Raw genomic sequence first — 21506 nt, forward strand, 5'->3', positions numbered from 1 at the left:
AAAACGGCGGCTGGATGTCCCTGGCTGCTACATTTTACAGAGGCTTCAATAAGCCCGAAGTCAACATGAATATCATGGGCAAGACACTGGATAGGCGTAAGTTCGGTTTCGAATACAGTGTTGCCTGTATCAACAGGCGCCCATTCTAGCTTGAATGACGGGGGAATTGTAGGGAAGCTGTGGTGGAATGTCGCTGGGGGGTGCTGGGAGAAAGCTCAAGGGGAGTTTTCACTCCCCCTAATGGTTTTTTTATTGTTGTTATCTGAGCTATTTCTTGTTCTTTTGGGCTGGGCGACAGTGTCACCCCGTTAAACCCATCCCGGGTTGCCTAAAGCAAGCGGATTGCTTTGGACGCGTGGGAAGCTGCGTTGGCCAAATTGGCTTCGAAACCGGCAGGTTGCTTCAAGCAACTTTTATTTTTCTCGGCTTCCGATCGAACCTCAGGTTCGCCGGCGATGCTTCCTATTCTCCAAAAAAATCAGTTTGCTGCACTCGCACGTTTTGTTCTTGTTATGGGTGGAGCTCTATCTTGTTTTTGTTATGGGTCTTGCCTGGTTTTTATTCTTGTTGTGTCAGTAATAAAGCACTTGTCGTGCCATCTTTTTAAAAGTCTTTTAAATCAATAGCTTAGGGTTTTTCGGGGAAAGTGGGGCGGGGTGCGAGGGGGGATTCGTTACCTTATGCCCCGTTTAAGTGTTACCCCTCACCGAAGAGGGGTAACAGTTCCCGCGAGGATGACAGGTAACAGGTAACACTTTGCCGTAGCGGGGGGGGTAACGGAATCCTCCATATGGAGGAGGACCGCCATTCAGGAGCTGGCGGTCTTCTTGCGCGGGATGCCCAGGCGCTGACGCCGTTCCCACAGGCACTTGCGACTGATACCCAGCTTATTGGCCAGCTCGGTTTCAGTCATATGCTCCTGATGCTCAAGCACGAAGTGCTGGAAATAATCCTCCAGTGACAGATCCTCAGCCGGCTCGCTGCTCGGCGAGGAGGGCGAGCGCATGGACTCCAGGGCGCTGGTGGCCTGGGAAGTGCGTTCCTGTTCTAGGTCAGGCTCGATACCCAGCAGGTCGGTGGAGATTTCATCCTCGTCACACAGGATGGCGGCCCGCTCGATCGCGTTTTCCAGTTCCCGCACGTTGCCCGGCCACTGGTAATGGCGGATGGAGTTCGCCGCTTCCTTGCTGAAGTGCAGGGAAGGGGTGCCCATATTGCGGCCGATCCGGGCCAGTAACGCCTCGGCGATGAGCATGACGTCATCCCCGCGCTCGCGCAGGGGTGGCAGGCGCAGCTCGATGACATTCAACCGGTAATACAAGTCCTCGCGGAACAGCCCCTGGCGGGCGAGCGTCTTGAGATCCCGGTGGGTTGCCGCGACGAGGCGCACGTCAACCTTCTGCGACTGGACGGAGCCGACCCGGCGGATCTCGCTTTCCTGCAATACCCGCAGTAAGCGCGCCTGGGCTTCCAGCGGCAGCTCGCCGATTTCATCCAGGAACAGGGTGCCACCATCGGCGGCCTCGACCAGGCCGGTACGCCCGGCGACGGCACCGGTAAAGGCGCCCTTTTCATGGCCGAACAGCTCCGACTCGATCAGCGTTTCGGGGATCGCCGCACAGTTGACCGAGATCATCGGTGCGCGGGCCCGGGGGGAGTTTTCATGCAGGGCGCGGGCGACCAGTTCCTTGCCGGTACCCGACTCGCCCTGGATAAGCACCGTGGACATGGTGGGCGCGACCTTGCGGATACGCTTGAACAGCGTGAGCATGGCCGGGCTGGCACCGATGATACCCATGGATTGGGTATCGTCGTCGCCCTCGCCCGGGGTGTCGGCGGCTACTGCTGCGGGGCTGGCCGGCGCGCTGCGGGCCTGCTGGTTAGCCTGGATGATCCGCGCTACCGTCTGCAGCATCTCGTCATGGTCAAAGGGTTTGGCAATGTAGTCCACGGCGCCGAGTTTCATCGAGTCCACGGCCGAGCGCAGGCTGGCGTAGCTGGTCATGATGAGCACCGGCGTATTGGGCGCGCGGCGAATCAGCTCGGTACCAGGCTCGCCGGGCAGGCGCAGGTCACTGATGATCAGCGCGAAATCGTCCAGATTGTGGTTTTCGACGGCTTCATGCACGGCGCCAGCTTCACTGACCTGGTATTGGTGGCGTTCCAGCAGCCGCCGTAATGCTGTGCGAATGATGGGCTCGTCTTCAACAACCAGAATATGCGACATATCTACCTCTTGCGGCAGCCGCCGACGGGGTCAGCGGCTGTCGAAACTAAAAGACGCCATAGCGGGGCAGGGTAATGGTGAACCGGGTTCCCCGCTGAGTTGCATCATCGATGGGGCTGTCTACCGTTATCTGACCATAATGCTCCTCGATGATCGAGTACACCAGCGCCAGCCCGAGCCCGGTACCTGCACCCGGCTCCTTGGTGGTGAAAAACGGCTCGAACAACCGATCCTTGAGTTCGGGCTCGATGCCGCTGCCCTGGTCCTCGACCGTCAGCAATATCTGGTGCTCATCGGCAAAGGTGCGAATGGTGACGCTGTCACCGCTGCGGCTGGCATCCCGGGCGTTGCCCAGCAGGTTGATCAGCACCTGCACCAACCGCTGGCTGTCACCGGCTACCCGGTGAGCGGTATCGCACAGGTTAACATAGATGACCTCGGGCCCCTGGCGGTTGAGCGATAGAAGGTGGATGGCCTCGTTGGTGCAGGCCGCCAGGTCGACCTCGTCGTTGGCGTTGTTGTGGCGGCTGCCGACATGGGCAAAGTTGACCATGGACTGGACGATCCGCGAGACCCGGCGGGTCTGCTCGAGGATCTGTTCGGCCGCCTCCAGGGTTTCTGCCTGCACGGCCTCCTCGCGCAGGTTCTGCGCCAGACAGGCGATGCCGGTAATCGGGTTGCCGATCTCGTGGGCCACCCCCGCGGCCAGCCGGCCGATGGAGGCCAGGCGCTCAGAATGGATCAGTTCCTCTTCCAGCATCTGGGTCTCGGTCTGGTCCTCGATCAGCAGCACCAGCCCGCCGCGGGCATTGCCCGGCTCGTCGATCGCCGCCTTGTGCAGGTTCAGCCACTGGGTCTGGCCGTGATTGTTCAGCTTCTGTTTATGCAGGTGCGCCGATTCGTCGCTGACGAACCGTTCCAGCAGTTCATTCCAGGGCGCCGGCAGGCTTTCCAGACGCGAGCCCACCACGCTGTCGGCGGGAATACCGGTCAGGGTCTGCAGCGCGCGGTTCCACATCAGCACCTCCCGGTCTTCGGCCAGGGAGCACACACCCATGGGCAGGTCCTGCAGCGTCTGGCGGTGATACCGGCGCAGGGCGTCCAGTTCGGCGGCCAGGCCGGTCAGCCGCGAGTGATAATCCTCCAGCCGGTTCTCGATGAAGTGGATGTCCTCGGTCACATAGCCGCTGCGCGCCAGCTTGAAGGGCAGGAAGGTCTCGATCATCTCCTGGGCCACGGCCGGACCCATCAAGCCCGAGAGGTTGGCCTCCAGCCGGTCGCGCAGGCGCCGCAGGGCATAGGGCCGACGCTCGTCAAAGGGCAGCTTGAGATCGCGTAGCGCCTGCTCGACCTCCTGTTGCGCGGCCTTGTTGCCCAGGGGCTTGGCCAGTTGTTGGGCGAACTCCTGGGGCGAGGAGGCCACCAGCTCCATGCGCTGTGGGCGCCGGACATTGTCCACCAGGCAGGCCTCGGCGGCGCTGATTTCCTCATCGGAGCGGCGGGTGAACAGGGACACCAGGGTAAACACCACGATATTCACCGTGAGCGAGGCGATCGCCGCGATGTGCCAGGACTCGGAGTCCAGGTGCAGCTGCAGGCCCATCACCTGCAAGGTATCGAACCCGGTAATCATCGACAGCAACATGGTGCTGGCCCAGATGCTCATGCCGGCGATCAGGCCACAGATGAAGCCGCGGTGATTAGCCTGCGGCCAGTACAGCACCGACAGCGCCCCAGGCAGGAACTGCACCGTGGCGACAAAGGAGGTAATGCCCAGATTGGTCAGCGGCTGGTCGGTGCCCAACAGGTGATAGAAGCCGTAGCTGGCCATGATGATGGCGGCAATCAGGCTGCGCCGGGTCCACAGCAGCCAGCGGTAGATGTTGACGTTGTTGTCGGCGCTCGGTTGGTAGACCGGCAGCACCAGGTGGTTGAGCACCATGCCCGACAGGGCCAGGGTCACCACGATGATCAGGCCGCTGGCTGCCGAGATGCCGCCAATAAAGGCGACCAACGTGAGCCAATCGGCGCCGGCGGCAACCCCCAGGCCCAGGGTGTAGTACTCGGCGCTGGTCGGCACCCGCAGATACAGGCCCGCCCATAGAATTGGCGGGATGGCCAGACTCATCAGCAGCAGGAACAGCGGCAAGCCCCAGCTCGCTGCGCTCAGCGCCCGGGGGTTGAGGTTCTCGGTGAAGGCCATGTGGTACATGTGGGGCATGACGATGGCGGCGGCGAAGAACACCAGCAGCAAGGTGCGCCAGGGACCTTCCTGCAGCGGACTGTGCAGGGTTTTCAGCGCTTCCTGGTTATGGCTCAGCCACAGCTCCAGGCCCGATGGACCCTCGAACACCACGAACAGGGCGTAGAGGCCGACGGCGGACAGGCAGATCAGCTTGACCAGTGATTCGAAGGCAATGGCGATCACCAGACCTTCGTGTTTTTCCCTGGCGGAGATATGCCGGGCGCCGAACAGGATGGCGAATAGCACGATCAGCAGGCAGAAGCCCAGGGCCACCGGGCGCTGGCGCGGATCATGGGTGAGGATCTGCACCGAGTCGGTAACCGCCTGAATCTGCAACGCCAGCAGCGGCAACATGCTCAGCAGCATGAACAGGGTGGTCAGGGTGCCGGCCCAGGTGCTGCGAAAGCGGAAGGCGAACAGGTCCGCCAGCGACGATAACTGGTAGGTCCGGGTGATGCGCAGGATCGGGTTGAGCAGTACCGGCGCCAGCAGAAAGGCGCCGCATACCCCCAGGTAATAGGTGAGAAAACCGTAGCCGTACTGGTAGGCCAGGCCGACGGTGCCATAGAAGGCCCAGGCGCTGGCGTAGACGCCGATGGACAGGGTGTAGATCGCCGGGTGACGGACGACGGCGCTGGGCAGCAAGCCCCGCTCGGTGGCCCAGGCGACGCTGAACAGGATGACGAGGTAGGCAACGCTGAGCAGTATCAGCAGGCTGAGTTCAAAACTCATCGGTATCCCTTGGGCTCTGCAGCAGCATGCCGGCGATGATCAGAATGAGCCATAGCACATAGGGCCGGTACCAGGCGCCCATGGGCTCGATCCACCAGTCCATGATGGCTGGTGAGAACAGGTAGATGCCGATGACCAGCAGCAATACCAGGCGATAGATGTACATGGATCAGGTCCTTGGCTCCGGGATCTGCCGTTTGGCCGGGAGCTTATCTGGTTGCCAGTGTGCCACAGCCCAGGCCAGTTGGTCGCCGACCGGCGCCTGCGCCAGCTCGGCTGGCGGCTCTTGCGCGAGCACCTGCAATGCCCGGAACAGCGTAGCAGCGGCCTGGCTGGCCTCCAGCGGCGCCGAACCCAAGCGCTTGCTGAGCTTCTCGCCGTCCTGGCGCATCACCAGCGGCACGTGCAGGTAGCGCGGGGCGGGTTGCTGCAGCAGGTGATAGAGCCAGAGCTGGCGGGGGGTGGAGTCGAGCAGGTCGGCGCCGCGGACGATATCCGTTACCTGCTGGGCAATGTCGTCGACCACCACGGCCAGCTGATAGGCAATGATGCCGTCGCGGCGCCGGATGATGAAATCGCCGGACAGATCGTCTGCGGCTTGCCGGAACTCGCCCTGCAACCGATCCCGGAAGACGATCGGTTGGCTTTCGACCCGCACCCGCACCGCGTGATCGGGTGCTGCGGGCAGCCCGCGTTCGCGGCAGGTGCCCGGGTAGCCACCACCGTGGGCAAGGATGGTCCTGCGCGAGCAGTCGCAATGGTAAGCCTGACCGGTAGCCAGCCAATGGTCGATAACGTGCTGGTAAAGCGCCAGGCGCTCGCTCTGCCAGACCACCTCACCGTCCCAATGCAGGCCGTAGGCGTCGAGGGTGCGCAGGATGTGCTCGGTGGCACCGGGAATATTGCGCGGCGTATCCAGGTCCTCAATGCGGACCAGCCATCGCCCGCGGTGATGGCGCGCGTCCAGGTAACTGGCGACGGCAGCCAGCAGCGAGCCAAAGTGCAGATAACCACTGGGGGTGGGGGCGAAACGCCCGATATAGGGGGAGGGCATGGCAGCGGGGCCTTGCGGAGATCGCGCTGGGGCAGACAGTCTGCAGGCGGGCTGTCTGCCTCAGGGCTGAGGGCTATCAGCCGCCGATCTGCTTTTCCTTGATCTCGGCCAGGGTCTTGCAGTCGATGCAAAGGGTGGCCGTGGGGCGGGCTTCGAGGCGGCGGATGCCGATTTCGACGCCACAGGAATCGCAGAAACCGTAGTCTTCATCCTCGATGCGCTGCAGGGTCTGATCGATCTTCTTGATCAGCTTGCGCTCGCGATCGCGGGTCCGCAGTTCCAGGCTGAATTCCTCTTCCTGGCTGGCACGGTCAGCGGGATCGGGGAAGTTGGCGGCCTCGTCCTGCATGTAGGATACGGTGCGGTCCACTTCTTCCATCAGTTCGCGTTTCCAGCCATTGAGGATGTTGGCGAAATGCTCGAGCTGGCGCTCGTTCATGTACTCCTCGCCCTTCTCTTCCTTGTACGGAACGAAACCGCGAATCAACAATGCATTCTTTTCTTTGGTATTGCTGGGCATGTGAACAGCCTCACTTTTAGCTCAATCATCCTGTGCCAGGTCGACACCACTACTGACCGGCGGGGGGTGCGGCCGGTGGCCTGCAAGCGGGCAAAACTACCAGAACCCGATCTGCGAAGCTACTTTTTGCCGACTTAAGATATTTTCACTTCGACAGCATAGTCGGGATTTGGTTGGCCCTGTGTCAGCAGCGGCAGGTATCATCACCCTTTTTGCCGGTGGTTGCGGTGGAGGATGTCATGGTAGAGCAGCGTTGGGCGCGGCGAATCGCGGAGATCGAACCTTTCCATGTGATGGCGGTGCTGGAACGGGCCAAGGCGCTGCAGGCCCGGGGCTGCGATGTCATTCACATGGAAATCGGCGAACCGGATTTTGCTACCCCCGAACCCATCGTGCGGGCCGGGCAGGCGGCCCTGGCCGAGGGTTGTACCGACTATACGCCGGCACTGGGGCTGCCGGCCCTGCGGGAGGCGGTGGCCGGCTTCTATGAGCAGCGTTACGGCATCAGTATCGATCCGCGCCGGGTAGTGATCACCCCGGGTGGGTCCGGTGCGCTGCTGTTGATCAGCGCCCTGCTGGTCAACCCCGGCAGCAAGGTGCTGATGGCGGATCCGGCCTACCCGTGCAACCGCCATTTCCTGCGGCTGGTCGAGGGGCAGGCGACGCTGATTCCCACCGGGGCGGATACGGGCTATCAATTGACGCCGGAGCTGGTGGAACAGTACTGGGATGTTGCCAGCGCGGCGGTGCTCTGCGCCTCGCCCGCCAACCCGTCGGGCAGTGTACTCAGCCGCGGGCAGCTGCAGGCGCTGGCCGATACCACCCGGCGCCTGGGTGGCCAGCTGGTGGTCGATGAGATCTACCACGGTCTGACCTACGGTTGCGATGCCACCTCGGTACTGGAAGTGGCTCCGGACGCCTGGGTGCTTAACAGTTTTTCCAAGTATTTCGGCATGACCGGCTGGCGCCTGGGTTGGTTGATCGCCCCGGAAGACGCCATTCCTGAATTGGAAAAGCTGGCGCAGAACCTGTACATCTGCGCGCCCCACCTTTCCCAGCGGGCCGCACTGGCGGCCTTCAGCGAAGAAAGCCTGGCCATCTGCGAATCGCGCCGGGCCGCCTTCCACCGGCGCCGGGATTTTCTGCTGCCGGCGCTGCGCGAGCTGGGCTTCGGCATCCCCCAGACGCCCGACGGTGCCTTTTACCTGTACGCCGACAGCACCGCCTTCGGTAGCGATAGCCAGGGCCTGTGCCAGCACCTGATCGAAACCGAGCATGTGGCCATTACCCCGGGTCTGGATTTCGGCCATCACCGCGCCACCGAGCACGTCCGCTTCGCCTATGCCAATTCCCTGGAGCGCCTGGAGCAGGCGGTCGAGCGTATCGCCCGCGGGCTGGGCAGCTGGCCGGCATGCTGATTCCCTATGCGCCGGCCCTGGTGGGCGCCACCCTGATACAGCGCTACAAGCGCTTTCTCGCCGACATCCGGCTGGATGATGGCCGCGAGCTCACGGTGCATTGCCCCAACACTGGGTCGATGAAAAACTGCGGCGGGCCGGGCAGCCGGGTCTGGGTTAATCTGGAGCAGCGTCCCGGGCGCAAGCTGCCCGGCACCTGGGAGCTGGTGGAGACTCTGCCCGGCGAGCTGGCCTGCATCCATAGCGCCCGCGCCAATACGGTCGTGGCCGCCGCCCTGGTGGCCGGGCTGATCCCCCCATTGGCGACCTACCCCATGGTGCGGCGCGAGGTGACCCTGGCGCCGGGCGGCAGTCGCTTCGACTTCCTGCTGGAGGGCCCCGGTGACACCTGTGTGCTGGAGGTGAAGAGCGTCACCCTGGCGCTGGGGGACGGGGTGGGCGCCTTTCCGGATGCGGTCAGCCTGCGCGGCCAGAAACACCTGCGCGAGTTGACGCAACTGGCCCAGGCGGGGCAGCGCGCCTGCCTGCTGTTTTGCGTGATGCACAGCGGCATCCGCTGCGTGCAGCCAGCCGATCAAATTGATCCGGTGTATGGGCGACTGCTGCGCGAAGCGGTGGCCGCCGGGGTGCTGGTGCTGGCCTGGGCAGTGCATCCCAGCCCGGAGGGGTTGTCCGTGGTCGGCCAGCTGCCGGTCGTTTTATAGCGGCTCGCTCAGCCAAAGTTGGCCAGCGTCGATGTGGCTGCGCAGGGCGACCAATTGCTGGCCGCTGCAGGGGCCAGCGACGCATTCGCCGGACTCGGGCAGAAACAGCGCACCATGGCTGGCGCATTGGATCAGCCGGCCCGAGCTGTCGAGAAACTGGTCGGGCACCCATTCCAGGGGAATGCCGCGGTGCGGGCAGCGGTTGAGGTAGACAAAGCACTGCTGCCCCTGGCGTACCGCAAACACCTGTTTGCCGGCTACCACAAATCCCTTGCTGCCGGGATCGGCGAGCTCGTCGACCCGGCACAGGGCGACGGCGCGGGGGCTGGGTGGCAACGGGTGAGTGGTCATGCGGCCTCCTTCCGGCAGGAATGCCTTTGGCTTGCGGGCAGGATAATCTTTGGCCAGCGATGCAGAATCAAGACCGCTGGCAACGCAAGGGGACTCCGCGTCGGTCAGGCCGGCGACACCGCGGGTGCCGCCGGCGGCGAGTGCAGGGCCTCGCTGTTTTTCAGCATCTCGATGGCGGTTGCGGCGAGCTGATCGGCCCGCTCGGCCAGGGAGAAGTCTTCAGGGCGCAGCAGCCACAGATCGAGTGTGCCGGCGACGAAGGCATGCAGGCAGCGCGCCGCAATGGGGACGTCCATCCGGGGTGGTAGTTGACCCTTGGCGATGGCGTTGCGCAGCGCGCTTTCCAGCTTGGTGTCCGATTGCAACCGCAGCTGGCGCATATGTTCACGCAGATCGCACATTTGGTCGGTATATTCGCATTTGTGAAAAATGATCTCATTGACGCGCCGGGTGGAAGGGTCGCGTTCGGCCTGGCGAAACACGGTCGCGACCATGGCCTGCAGGCGGCCCAGTGGATCGGGCTCATCGTCGGCGCGGCTGGCTTGCTCCAGATGCTGGATCGGTATCTTGGCGCGCAGCAACAGGGCATCCAGCACTTCGCCCTTGTTCTCGAAGTGCCAGTAGATGGCGCCGCGGGTAACCCCGGCGGTCTTGGCAATCTCGGCCAGTGAGGTGTGGGAAACACCTTTCTTGAAGAAGCAGAGTTCCGCCGCGTCGATGATCTGGGTGCGGGTTTCCTGAGCTTCCTGCTTGGTGCGTCTGGCCATGTAGCCCTCTGATTGACCTGGGTAGCGCTTGACAGGGGAGGCTCGGAAATGAGCAAGGCCGCAAGCGCCAAAGATGTTAGCCAATGTGAAAACAACTTACAAACATTCGTGGATGTAAGTATTATTACCCGTTATCCCATGAGTCGGTTTCGTATTCTGTCATCGTCTTTTCAACTGATCCTATGTTCCATAGAGGTGCCCCGCCCATGCCTGTCAAGTCAGTTCGCGCTGCCCTGATCCCCCTGCTCACGGTCACGGCGCTGCTCAGCGCCTGCGGTGATTCGGCTGAACCCACCGCCCAGGCGCCCCAGGTCCCGCAGGTGGGGGTGGTCACCATCAGTGCTCAGGACTTCTTGCTGACCACGGAGTTGCCTGGGCGTACCAAGGCGTTCCGCATGGCCGAAGTGCGGCCCCAGGTCAATGGCATCATCCAGAAGCGGTTGTTCGACGAGGGCTCTGAGGTCAAGGCCGGCGATCAGCTGTACCAGATCGATGCGGCGGTATATGAAGCGGCGCTGAAGAGCGCAGAGGCGACGCGGCTGTCCGCCAGCACCCTGGCTGATCGCTACGAAATCCTGGTCAAGGATCGCGCCGTCAGCCAGCAGGCCTATGACGAGGCGCGGGCGGCGCGGTTGCAGGCCGATGCGGCGTTGGAACGGGCCAAGATCGACCTGCGTTACACCCGTGTGCTGGCGCCGATTTCCGGCCGTATCGGCCGTTCGGCGGTAACCGAAGGGGCGTTGGTCAGCAGCGGCCAGGCCCAGGCACTGGCGACTATCCAGCAGCTGGACCCCATCTATGTGGACGTGACCCAGCCGTCGCGGGACCTCTTGGCGTTGCGCCGGGATCTGGACGCCGGTCGGCTGGAACGCGCTGGCGATAACGCGGCCAAGGTGACCCTGCAGCTGGAAGACGGCTCCCAGTATGAGCACGACGGCAAGCTGGAATTCTCCGAGGTGTCGGTGGACGCCGGTACCGGTTCGGTAACCCTGCGGGCGGTGTTCCCCAACCCCGACCGCATCCTGCTGCCTGGCATGTTCGTGCATGCGCAGCTGGTCGCCGGCTCGCGCAGCGATGCCATCCTGGCGCCGCAGCAGGGCGTGACCCGCAACCCACGTGGCCAGGCGGTGGCCATGCTGGTTACCGCGGACAACAAGGTGGAGCAGCGCATCATCCAGACCGAACGCACGGTTGGTAACCGTTGGCTGGTCAGTGAAGGCTTGAACGTCGGTGATCGGCTGATCACCGAAGGGCTGCATATGGTGCAGCCGGGCATGCAGGTCGAAGCGGTCCCCGCGGCCAATGTCGAGAATGCCGAGCCGGCCGCCGCGCCCGCCACTGCCGAACAGGAAGGATAATCACCCATGCCACGCTATTTTATCGATCGTCCGATCTTCGCCTGGGTGCTGGCCATCCTGGTGATGCTGATGGGCGGGCTGGCGATCCTCGGGTTGCCGGTCAACCAGTATCCGAGCATTGCGCCACCGGCGGTCAACATCGCCGTCAACTACCCGGGTGCGTCGGCCCAGACGGTGCAGGACACCGTGGCCCAGGTCATCGAGCAGCAGATGAACGGGATCGACGGGCTGCGCTACATGCGCTCCGAGAGCGGCTCGGACGGCAGCATGCGGATCACCGTCACCTTCGACCAGGGCGTCGATCCGGATATTGCCCAGGTCCAGGTGCAGAACAAGCTGCAGCTGGCCACGCCAATGCTGCCACAGGAAGTGCAGCAGCAGGGGATCCGGGTTACCAAGGCATCCTCCAACTTCCTGATGGTCGTCGGTCTGATCTCCACTGACGGCTCCATGGACAACGAAGACCTGTCCGATTTCATCATTTCCACCATCCAGGACCCGATCTCCCGGACCAGTGGGGTGGGCGACTTCCAGGTGTTCGGTTCGGCCTATTCCATGCGTATCTGGCTGGATCCGGCAAAGCTGAATAAATTCCAGCTGACGCCCATCGATGTGCGCAACGCCATTGCTGCGCAGAACGTCCAGGTGTCCGGCGGGCAGCTCGGCGGTGCGCCGGCGGTGCCCGGCCAGCAGCTCAACGCGACCATCATCGGCAAGACCCGCTTCGAGACGCCGGAGCAGTTTCGCGACATCCTGATGAAGGTGGACAGTGACGGCTCCCAGGTGCGCCTGGGTGACGTCGCGCGGGTCGAGCTGGGTGCGCAGAACTCGGCCTTCCGCGCGCTCTACAATGGCCAGCCGGCGACCGGTATGGCGATCCAGCTGGCCACTGGCGCCAACGCGCTGGAGACCACCAAGGCGGTCAAGCAGACCATTGCCGATTTGCGGCCGTATTTCCCGCAGGGCGTCGATGTGGTCTACCCCTTCGAGACCGCCCCGGTGGTCTCCGAGTCCATCAGCGGGGTAGTGCATACGCTGATGGAAGCCATCGTGCTGGTATTCCTGGTGATGTACCTGTTCCTGCAGAACTTCCGTGCCACCCTGATCCCGACCCTGGCGGTGCCGGTGGTGTTGCTGGGGACCTTCGGTGTGCTGTCGGCGTTCGGCTTCAGCATCAATATCCTGACCATGTTCGCCATGGTGCTGGCCATCGGTCTGCTGGTGGACGATGCCATCGTGGTGGTGGAGAACGTCGAACGGGTGATGGCCGAGGAAGGTTTGTCGCCGGTGGAGGCCACGCGCAAGTCGATGGACCAGATCCAGGGCGCGCTGATCGGTATCGGCCTGGTGCTGTCGGCAGTATTTGTGCCCATGGCGTTCTTCGGCGGTTCCACGGGGGTGATCTATCGCCAGTTCGCCATCACCATCGCCTCGGCCATGACCCTGTCGGTGCTGGTGGCGTTGATCTTCACACCGGCGCTCTGTGCGACCATCCTCAAGCCCATTCCCAAGGGCCACAGCCACGAGAAACGGGGCTTCTTCGGCTGGTTCAACCGTACCTTTGAACGGGGCGTCAATCGCTATGAGAAGGGCGTGGCTTCCGTGCTGCGCCGCAAGGTGCCTTACCTGCTGCTGTATGCCGTGATCGTCGGCGCAATGGTCATGCTGTTCAGCAAGTTGCCCAGTTCCTTCCTGCCCGACGAGGACCAGGGCGTCATGTTCGTTCAGGTGCTGGGGCCAGCGGGCTCGACCATGGAGCGTACCCAGAAGACCGTGGACGCCATGCGTGAGAAGCTGCTGACCGAAGAGGGCGATGTCGTGGAATCGGTGTTCACCGTAACCGGCTTCAGTTTTGCCGGTCGGGGCCAGAATGCCGCCATCGCGTTCGTTGGACTCAAGCCCTGGGAAGAGCGATCTGACGCGGGAATGAGCGTATTCGACCTGGTCGAGCGCACCGAGGAGCACTTCAGCGGCTTCCGGGATGCGGCGGTCAAGGCCTTTGCCCCGCCTGCGGTCATGGCGCTGGGTAACGCCACCGGTTTCAACTTCTTCCTGCAGGACAACGCCGGGCTTGGGCACGACACCCTGATGCAGGCGCGCAACCAGTTGCTGGGGCTGGCTGCGCAGAGTGAGATCCTCACTGCGGTGCGCCCCAACGGCCTGAATGACGAACCCCAGTACCGGCTGGTCATCGATGATGAAAAGGCCCAGGTGCTCGGGGTCTCGCTCAGCGATGTGAACAGTACCCAGTCGATCGCCTGGGGGTCGAGCTATGTCAACGACTTCATCGACCGGGGCCGGGTCAAGCGGGTCTACCTGCAGGCCGAGGCCGATGCCCGCATGAACCCCGAGGATATGGACAAGTGGTTCGTGCGCAATAACCAGGGTGAGATGGTGCCATTCAGCGCCTTTGCCAGTGGCGAGTGGATCTATGGACCGCCGAAGCTGGCCCGCTATAACGGCGTACTGGCGATGGAGATCCAGGGTGAGGCGGCGCCCGGCTACAGTACCGGTGCCGCCATGGCGGAAATCGAGCGCCTGGCGCAGCAGTTGCCAGCCGGTATCGGCGTGGACTGGACGGGACTGTCCTTCGAAGAGCGGCTATCCGGAGACCAGGCGCCGGCACTGTACGCGCTGTCGCTGCTGGTGGTGTTCCTCTGTCTGGCGGCGCTCTATGAAAGCTGGTCGATTCCCTTTGCGGTGATGCTGGTGGTGCCGCTGGGCGTTATCGGTGCGCTGCTGGCCACCATGGGGCGCGGCCTGTCCAATGATGTGTTCTTCCAGGTCGGTCTGTTGACGACCATCGGGTTGACTGCGAAAAACGCGATCCTGATTGTCGAATTCGCCAAGGACTTGCATGAGCAGGGCATGTCGCTGGTCGACGCCGCGGTGGAAGCCTGCCGCATGCGCCTGCGGCCGATCATCATGACTTCGCTGGCTTTCACCCTGGGTGTGGTTCCGCTGACCATCGCCAGTGGCGCGGGAGCCGGCAGCTCCCATGCCATCGGTACCGGTGTGATAGGTGGCATGCTGACCGCGACCGTGCTGGTGATTTTCTGGGTACCGCTGTTCTATGTGATGGTTTCCTCGCTGTTTTCACGCAAGGTCAGCTATGACAACAAGGAGGAGGCAGAGTGAAGCGTTCGTTGATGTGCCTGGCGGTACTGGGTGTCCTGAGCGGCTGCTCGATGATACCCGACTATGAGCGGCCTGCTTCCCCGGTGGCGGATGTCTGGCCGACGGGCGAGGCCTACGGCCCGCTCAACTCCGATACCCAGGCGATGGAGCTGGGGTGGCGGGAGTTCTTCCGTGATCAGACGCTGCAACGGTTGATCGGCGTTGCGCTGGAAAATAACCGTGACCTGCGTATCGCGGCGTTGAACGTGGATGCCTACCGGGCGCTGTATGGCATACAGCGGGCGGCGGTGTTTCCGGATGTGACCGCCGACGGCAGTGGCAGCCGTGCGCGCACCCCGGCCGGGCTGAGCCCGACCGGTGAAGCCACGACCGGTGGGCAATACTCCGCCACGCTGGGGGTTGCCTGGGAGCTGGATCTGTTCGGCCGCCTGGACAGCCTGAGCGAGCAGGCACTGGCAGAGTTCCTGGCCAGCGAAGCGAACCAGCGCAGCGTACGGATCAGCCTGATCGCCGCTGTCGCCAACAGCTACTTCACCTGGCAAGCCGACCGCGAGCTGCTCGCGGTTACCGCCCAGACCCTGAAGGCCTATGAAGACAGCCTGGCGCTGGTGCAGCGCAGCTATGACGTGGGCGTAGCGTCCACGCTGGAGCTGACCCAGGCGCGTACCGCCGTGGAAACCGCCCGCTCGGCGCTGGCGCAGTACCGCCGGCTGGTGGCGCAGGACCGCAACGCGCTGACCCAGCTGTTAGGGCAGAACATGCCGCTGGATGACGTGGAGATGGGCGGGCTGGAAATGGAGCTGCTGGCGGACCTGCCCGTCGGGCTGCCCTCGGAGCTGCTGTTCATGCGGCCCGACGTGATTGCCGCCGAGCAGCAGCTGCGGGCCGCCAATGCCAGTATTGGCGCTGCGCGGGCGGCGTTCTTCCCGAGCATTCGCCTGACCGGCGCGGCGGGCTCGGCCAGCAATGATCTGTCGGAGCTGTTCAGTGGCGGTACCGGGTACTGGAACTTCATGCCCAGCATCAGTGTGCCGATCTTTAACGCCGGCCGGTTGCGGGCGAATCTGGACTATGCCGAAATCTCCCGCGACATCCGGGTTGCCCAGTACGAACAGGCAATCCAGGATGCCTTCCGGGATGTGGCGGACGGTCTGGCTGCCCACGAAACCTATGCCGATCAGGTGCAGGCGCAGCGGAATCTGCTGGACGTCAGTGAAAGCTACTACCAGATCGCCGAGCAGCGCTATCGCACCGGGGTGGACAGTCACCTGATCCTGCTCGATGCCCAGCGGCAATTGCTGATGGCCCAGCAGCAACTGGTGAATGATCGCCGCAACCAGCTGATCAGCGAAGTGAACCTGTTCAAGGCGTTGGGTGGTGGCTGGCAGGTCGAGGATACTGCGGCGGCTTCGGCCGTGCCGGAAACCTGAGGGGAGGCTGCGCCAGGCCGCTATGGCGGTCTGCTGCACAGGCGTATCAGGAAAAAAAATGGCCCGCTCAAGGAGCGGGCCTAAATCCGTGATTAGCCTGATGAGGAGATAACCGTCCGTCTCGCGACATTCCGTTATCCAAGCCACCTCGCGGCGACTTGTGGTTAATAATAATAGTTATCATTTGCATGTCAAGCGAATGGCGTAATTAATTTACTGCCAGCTGTTTGTAGTAGGTCAATTCACGATTCATCAGGTCGATCCGCCGCGCCATGCTTTCGATGAGACTGTGCGCAATCCGCGGGTTGCTCTGCATCAGCGACAGGAACTGTTCCTTGGGAATCATCATGACGGTAGTCGGCGCGCTGGCGATCACCGTGGCCGAGCGCTGTTCCCGGGTAAACAACGCCATCGCCCCGAAAATCTCATCCTTCTGCACATCCCCGACCTTGATGCCCTCGACGAAGGCTTCGGCATGCCCCTCGGTGATGATGAAGACGTGACCCGCCTCGTCGCCCTGGCGGATCAGCTCATCGCCGGGCGCGAAGTGCTGGAAGCCCGTCACCGGCCGCATCTCCACTGGCTTGCTGCGTGCCAGTGCATCGGACATCAAGGCTGCCTGGCCGAGAATGTACTGGGTGAACTGTTCCTGCCGCGTGTTGCTGGTATGGATGTGACGAAACAGCGCTTCGCGGTCATAGGGCACCAGGACCAGGGGCTCTTCGCTCATGTAGACGCAGGGTGCAGTGTTGAGTCCCTGGCGCAGCCCGATGAGGTCGCCCTCCTGGACATAGAACAGGGGCTTGCCATCAATGAGCGCGTGCAGCAGGCCGCTTTGCAGCAGATAGAGGTTCTTGTTGCCGACCTTGCTATAGAGGTCACCGGTCGCCTCCAGCCGGATTGGCGCTGCACAGGGCGCAAGGCCATCGAGAAGCTGCGCCGGGATGCGCTGCAGCGTGCTGATCAGCTTTTCTGCATAGGGAGGCTGGTCACCGATGAGGTACATGGGTAATTCCTTTTTCGCGGTCCTGAATTGTCGATACCTTACTGCAATTGCTCGGGCTTTCGCCAACGGAAAACGCGCGTTCGTTGGCAAAACCAGCAGTACGAGGCTACCCCGGAGGTGGTTGATTCTGCTGTTCTTCCAGCTGCTGCAGCAATTGCTGCTTGTAGTGAGGGTCGAGTTCGTTCCAGTGCACGTCCTGCAGCGCCCCGGCAATGGCAAACAACAAGGTACGGGAAGCGCCGAAACCCCGGGAGCGGACCGCGCAATAAGCCGCCACGGGGCCCCGTCGCCGGAGTTCTTCGGTGGTGTGGATGCCGGTGGCGCGCAGCCACTGCACGGAGGTCTTGCCGAGGTTGCGCAACTGGAGCAGTTCATTATCGGTCATGGGCACCTCGCGGACACGGCGATGCGGGGCATGACGAGCGCAATACGGGTGCCGGTTGCGATAACCGGCATCTGTCTGGTTTTGGCATGGCTTCGGGCTTCTTTTTATTGGGTCCCGACGTCAGTGTAGTGGCGGTCGACGGATACGTACAGTTAGCCGGCCGGTCCCAGGCGGGCGCGGAGCTGCTCGGTGAGCTGGTCGATGCTATCGCGCCGCTCGGTATCCACGGTCAGGGTGATCAGTTGCTCCTCGTCGTCCAGTGCTTCGAGGTGTTCCAGCTGATGACGAACAACATGGATATCGGCATCGGAGGGGTCGCTGCCCTTGCGTTGACGCTCGTTCAACCAGATCTCGATGGTATCCAGCGAGGCCCGGCAGTGCAGGATCAGGCAAGGCGCGCCCTGATCCTCGATGGCCTGGCGCACCTGTTGGCGCTGCGCCTGGTGCAGATGGGTAGCGTCGACTACCACCGGATAGCCTGCGGCGAGGATCTGCGTCGCCAGCGCCGCCAGGTGGGTGTAGGTCCGCTGGCTCAGCTCGGCGGAGTACAGCTCGCTGCGCTGGTCGGCACTAGTATCGCGGCCGAACAGCCGCTTGCGTTCCACATCCGAGCGCAGGCGGACGACGCCGAGCCGGCTGACCAGCTGCTGGGCCAAGGTGCTTTTGCCGGAGCCGGAGACGCCGTGGGTGAGCAGCCCGAACCGGTGCGGAATATGGGTATAGCTCTCGGCGAGGGCGGCGTAGCCGCGATAGCGCGCCATGATGTCGGCCCGCTGTTGGTCACTGGTATCCGGGCCGAGATTGAACAGCGCGATCTTCGCCCGCACCATGGCGCGGTAGGCCTTGTAGTAATTGAGCACGGCCAGGCCGGCGTAATCGCCGGTGTGTTCCAGCCAGCCATTGACGAAGCGCTGGGAGAGATCGCGCAGGCCGCGGTCCTCGAGGTCCATGGCCATGAAGGCCACATCGCTCATGACGTCGATCCAGCGGAAGGCGTCATTGAACTCTATGCAGTCGAAAAGGGTCACTTGTCCGGCGACCAGGGTGACGTTATCCAGGTAGATGTCACCATGGCATTCACGCACCAGACCCTCGGCCTTGCGTTGTGCCAGTTGGGGAATCAGCCGTTGGAAGGTAGTATGCGCCCATTGCTCAAGCTGCTCGAGTTGTGCCAGATCGGCTGGTTCGTTCAGGAGCGGGCGGATCTGCTCGAAGTTCTGGGCCACCGGCGCATGCACCTGGTCTGGCTGGCCCCAGGCTGACTCAATGGGCGCGCGCTCGATCTGACCGTGGAAGGTCGCGAGTGTCGCGGCTAGCGAATCGATGTGTTCCGGGGCCAACTGACCGGCGCGCTGCATGTTGCCCAGCAGATCCTGCTGGCGGAATTGACGGGTCTTGACCATGTATTCGATGGCCGGGCCGTCGCCATCGAGACGGGGCGCGTCCTCGCTGCCGCGGATGGCAATGACATCCAGGTAGAGGTCCGGAGCCAGACGCCGATTCAGGCGCAGCTCCTCGGCGCAGAAATGCGCGCGCTTCTCGAGGGTAGAGAAATCAAGGAAGCCGAAATTGACCGGTTTCTTGATCTTGTAGACGAAGTCGCCGGTGAGAATCACCCAGGAAATGTGGGTTTCCATCAGCGTGAAACCGGTAACCGGATGGTCGTACAAGGCTGGGTTTTGCAGGGCGGTCAGCAGTGTCTGGCTCACGATGGATCCTGTAATGGCTTGGCTATGCGGGCATTATGCGGGTTGGTTGCAACAAGGCCAACCGTCGCCGCCGTTCGCTGACGCGGGCGCGGCTTCCCGAGACGTGGAGTGATCAGGGAATTATGGGTAGAAAACGCAGTAAACGCGCTGTACGCAAGACCGGATTCTGGCAACGCTGGTGGGGGCTGCTGTGGAAACTCGCGGTGGTCGGGTTGGTGCTGCTGGCGGGCCTGGCCGTTTATCTCGACGCCGTGGTGCAGGAGAAATTCTCCGGCAAGCGCTGGGCGGTGCCGGCCAAGGTATTCGCCCGGCCGCTCGAACTCTACGCTGGTCAGAAGTTGAGCCGCGATGACTTCGTCACCGAGTTGTCGGCCCTGGGCTATCGCTCGGTATCGGCCATCAGCCAGCCGGGGCAGATGTCCGTGGCCGGCAACCGGGTCGATGTCCACACCCGCGGGTTCCAGTCCTTCGAGGGTACCGAGCCGGCGCAGCGCCTGAGCGTGCGTTTCAGCGGCCAGCAGGTGACCGGGCTGTCGGGCAATGGCGATGTGGTGATGGCTCGGGTCGAGCCGCTGATGATCGGCGGTATCTACCCGGCGCACAACGAAGACCGCATCCTGATCCGCCTGGATCAGGCACCGCCCTATCTGGTCGAAGCCCTGGTGGCAGTGGAAGATCGCGAGTTCTTCCAGCACTTCGGTATTTCACCCAAGGGCATTGCCCGGGCGGCCTACGTCAACATCGCTGCCGGTGGTGTGGTGCAGGGCGGCAGTACCCTGACCCAGCAGCTGGTGAAGAACTTCTACCTGAACAGCGAGCGCAGCCTGGTGCGCAAGGGCACCGAAGCCATCATGGCGGTGCTGCTGGAGCTGCATTATTCCAAGGAAGCCATTCTCGAAGCCTACCTGAACGAGGTGTTTCTCGGTCAGGACGGCCAGCGCGCGGTGCATGGCTTCGGTCTGGCCAGCCAGTATTACTTTGCCCAGCCGCTGCATGAACTGGAGCTGCACCAGGTGGCGCTGCTGGTCGGGATGGTCAAGGGACCGTCGCTATTCAATCCGCGCCGCCAGCCCGAGCGCGCCAAGAAGCGCCGGGACCTGGTTATCCAGATGCTCGAAGAGCAGGGCGTGATTACCGACGAGCAGGCGCGCCTGAATATCGCCAAGCCACTGGACGTGACAGTGCGCGGTAGCATGGCCGACACCAGTTATCCGGCGTTCATGGACCTGGTCAAGCGTCAGCTGCGCGAGGACTACCAGGATGAGGATCTGACCAGCGAAGGCCTGCGGATCTTTACCAGCTTCGATCCGCTGTTGCAGCTGAAGGCGGAAAAGGCGGTAGCCAACGGCTTCAAGCGGCTCGGGGAGCGGGCTGGCCCGGAGACGGAAGCGGCCATGATTGTCACCGGCGCGCAGACCGGGGAAATTCTCGCCCTGGTGGGCGGTCGCAATCCACGCTTTTCCGGCTTCAACCGGGCGCTGGATGCCGCCCGGCCCATCGGGTCGCTGATCAAGCCGGCGGTATTTTTGACGGCACTGGAACAGCCACAGACCTATTCGCTGATCACTCCCGTGGATGATTCGCCGATTACCCTGCCGGCTGAGCAGGGCAAGACCTGGTCGCCGCAGAACTACAGCCGCCAGAGCCATGGACTGGTGCCGCTGCATGTAGCCCTTTCGCGCTCCTATAACCAGGCCACGGTGCGGCTGGGCGTTGAAGTCGGCGTCGACAAGGTGTTGAACACCGTCGAGCGCATGGGTGTGCAGCACGGCTGGCCGGCCTATCCAGCGATGCTGCTGGGGTCCGGGGCGATGACTCCGATGCAGGTGACCGACATGTACCAAACCCTGGCCAGCGGCGGCTTCAATACGCCCCTGCGCGCCATTCGCAGCGTCCTGACGGCGGAGGGCGAGCAGCTGAGCCGCTATCCGTTCAAGGTACAGCAGCGCTTCGACTCGGCGACCATCTTCCTGGTGCAGGAAGCGATGTCCCGGGTCATGGCGGAAGGAACCGGGCGCTCGGCCTATAATCAGGTACCATCGTCGATCCGGTTGGCCGGCAAGACCGGAACGACCAACGATCTGCGCGACAGCTGGTTCGCCGGCTTCTCCGATGATCTGCTGGCGGTGACCTGGCTGGGCCGCGATGACAACGGCCAGACGCGCCTTACCGGTGCCACGGGTGCGCTGCAGGTGTGGAGTGCCTTCATGGCCGAGGCGCATCCGACCAGCCTGTCCGAGGTGCCGCCGGGTGATATCGTCTACGCCTGGGTCGACCGTCTGACCGGTGAGGGGAGCGACCCAAGCTGCCCGGACACGGTGCAGATGCCGTTCCGCGCGGGCTATGAGCCGCTGCCGGGCCCGGGTTGCCGGCCGCTGATTGATCCGACGCCGGTGAAGGAAGGGGCTGGCCGAGTGATGGATGTCATCCGCGGATGGCTGCAATGAACATGAGGAACAAGG

Annotated in this window: 16 protein-coding genes; 6 read left to right on the top strand and 10 right to left on the bottom strand. The window is 63.0% G+C overall.

Annotated features, from left to right (window positions below):
- Positions 1-808 precede the first annotated feature (808 nt).
- The 5 genes from VG99_RS15260 to dksA all read right to left on the bottom strand — a co-directional run bounded on the left by VG99_RS15260 (position 809) and on the right by dksA (position 6778).
- Positions 809-2227 carry a sigma-54-dependent transcriptional regulator gene (locus tag VG99_RS15260; RefSeq protein WP_044501294.1) on the bottom strand — a complete coding sequence of 473 codons (1419 nt, stop codon included), beginning with the start codon at positions 2225-2227 and terminating at the stop codon, positions 809-811.
- Positions 2228-2273: 46 nt separating this feature from the next.
- Positions 2274-5204 carry a sensor histidine kinase gene (locus tag VG99_RS15265; protein WP_044501295.1) on the bottom strand — a complete coding sequence of 977 codons (2931 nt, stop codon included), beginning with the start codon at positions 5202-5204 and terminating at the stop codon, positions 2274-2276.
- Positions 5194-5370 (bottom strand): hypothetical protein, encoded by a 177-nt coding sequence (locus VG99_RS16150; protein WP_044501296.1) that lies wholly within the window; start codon positions 5368-5370, stop codon positions 5194-5196. The genes VG99_RS15265 and VG99_RS16150 overlap by 11 nt, the downstream gene beginning before the upstream one ends.
- Before the next feature lie 3 nt (positions 5371-5373).
- Complete coding sequence (gluQRS, locus tag VG99_RS15275; protein WP_044501297.1) at positions 5374-6258, bottom strand: tRNA glutamyl-Q(34) synthetase GluQRS; 885 nt, start codon at positions 6256-6258, stop codon at positions 5374-5376.
- Positions 6259-6334: 76 nt separating this feature from the next.
- The gene (dksA, locus tag VG99_RS15280; RefSeq protein WP_036993098.1) at positions 6335-6778 is read right to left on the bottom strand and encodes an RNA polymerase-binding protein DksA; all 444 of its coding nucleotides are present in this window, start codon (positions 6776-6778) and stop codon (positions 6335-6337) included.
- Positions 6779-7017: 239 nt separating this feature from the next.
- On the opposite strand from dksA, the gene VG99_RS15285 reads away from it, so the two are divergent.
- Together VG99_RS15285 and sfsA are read left to right on the top strand one after the other, a co-directional pair.
- Positions 7018-8196: a pyridoxal phosphate-dependent aminotransferase gene (locus VG99_RS15285; RefSeq protein ID WP_044501298.1), complete on the top strand. Its 1179-nt coding sequence runs from the start codon at positions 7018-7020 to the stop codon at positions 8194-8196.
- The gene (gene sfsA / locus VG99_RS15290; RefSeq protein WP_420848307.1) at positions 8196-8900 is read left to right on the top strand and encodes a DNA/RNA nuclease SfsA; all 705 of its coding nucleotides are present in this window, start codon (positions 8196-8198) and stop codon (positions 8898-8900) included. The genes VG99_RS15285 and sfsA overlap by 1 nt, the downstream gene beginning before the upstream one ends.
- Here sfsA and VG99_RS15295 read toward each other — a convergent pair.
- Both VG99_RS15295 and VG99_RS15300 read right to left on the bottom strand, forming a co-directional pair.
- A complete protein-coding gene (locus tag VG99_RS15295) occupies positions 8895-9251 on the bottom strand; it encodes a Rieske (2Fe-2S) protein (RefSeq protein ID WP_044501300.1) in 357 nt (118 codons plus the stop codon). The genes sfsA and VG99_RS15295 overlap by 6 nt on opposite strands.
- Before the next feature lie 104 nt (positions 9252-9355).
- Positions 9356-10018, bottom strand: coding sequence for a TetR family transcriptional regulator (locus VG99_RS15300; protein ID WP_044501301.1), 663 nt, complete (start codon positions 10016-10018; stop codon positions 9356-9358).
- 206 nt (positions 10019-10224) lie between these two features.
- Between VG99_RS15300 and VG99_RS15305 the strand changes: the two genes are divergently transcribed.
- The 3 genes from VG99_RS15305 to VG99_RS15315 are packed head-to-tail and all read left to right on the top strand — an operon-like array spanning position 10225 to position 15944.
- Positions 10225-11376: an efflux RND transporter periplasmic adaptor subunit gene (locus VG99_RS15305; RefSeq protein ID WP_044501302.1), complete on the top strand. Its 1152-nt coding sequence runs from the start codon at positions 10225-10227 to the stop codon at positions 11374-11376.
- Between the two features lie 6 nt (positions 11377-11382).
- Positions 11383-14514, top strand: coding sequence for an efflux RND transporter permease subunit (locus VG99_RS15310; protein ID WP_044501303.1), 3132 nt, complete (start codon positions 11383-11385; stop codon positions 14512-14514).
- The gene (locus VG99_RS15315) at positions 14511-15944 is read left to right on the top strand and encodes an efflux transporter outer membrane subunit (protein WP_044501304.1); all 1434 of its coding nucleotides are present in this window, start codon (positions 14511-14513) and stop codon (positions 15942-15944) included. The genes VG99_RS15310 and VG99_RS15315 overlap by 4 nt, the downstream gene beginning before the upstream one ends.
- Positions 15945-16152: 208 nt before the next feature.
- Here the strand turns inward: VG99_RS15315 and VG99_RS15320 are convergent, their stop codons facing one another.
- From VG99_RS15320 to VG99_RS15330, 3 genes are all read right to left on the bottom strand, one after another.
- Positions 16153-16950 (bottom strand): cyclic nucleotide-binding domain-containing protein, encoded by a 798-nt coding sequence (locus VG99_RS15320; RefSeq protein WP_044501305.1) that lies wholly within the window; start codon positions 16948-16950, stop codon positions 16153-16155.
- Between the two features lie 106 nt (positions 16951-17056).
- Entirely contained in the window at positions 17057-17335 is a 279-nt protein-coding gene (locus tag VG99_RS15325) for a TfoX/Sxy family protein (RefSeq protein ID WP_044501306.1), read from the bottom strand.
- 152 nt (positions 17336-17487) lie between these two features.
- Complete coding sequence (locus VG99_RS15330) at positions 17488-19044, bottom strand: bifunctional aminoglycoside phosphotransferase/ATP-binding protein (protein WP_044501307.1); 1557 nt, start codon at positions 19042-19044, stop codon at positions 17488-17490.
- A gap of 122 nt (positions 19045-19166) precedes the next feature.
- On the opposite strand from VG99_RS15330, the gene mrcB reads away from it, so the two are divergent.
- Positions 19167-21491: a penicillin-binding protein 1B gene (mrcB, locus tag VG99_RS15335; RefSeq protein ID WP_044501308.1), complete on the top strand. Its 2325-nt coding sequence runs from the start codon at positions 19167-19169 to the stop codon at positions 21489-21491.
- Positions 21492-21506 lie beyond the last annotated feature (15 nt).

The organism is Pseudomonas saudimassiliensis (assembly GCF_000939975.1).
Taxonomy (GTDB): domain Bacteria; phylum Pseudomonadota; class Gammaproteobacteria; order Pseudomonadales; family Pseudomonadaceae; genus Halopseudomonas; species Halopseudomonas saudimassiliensis.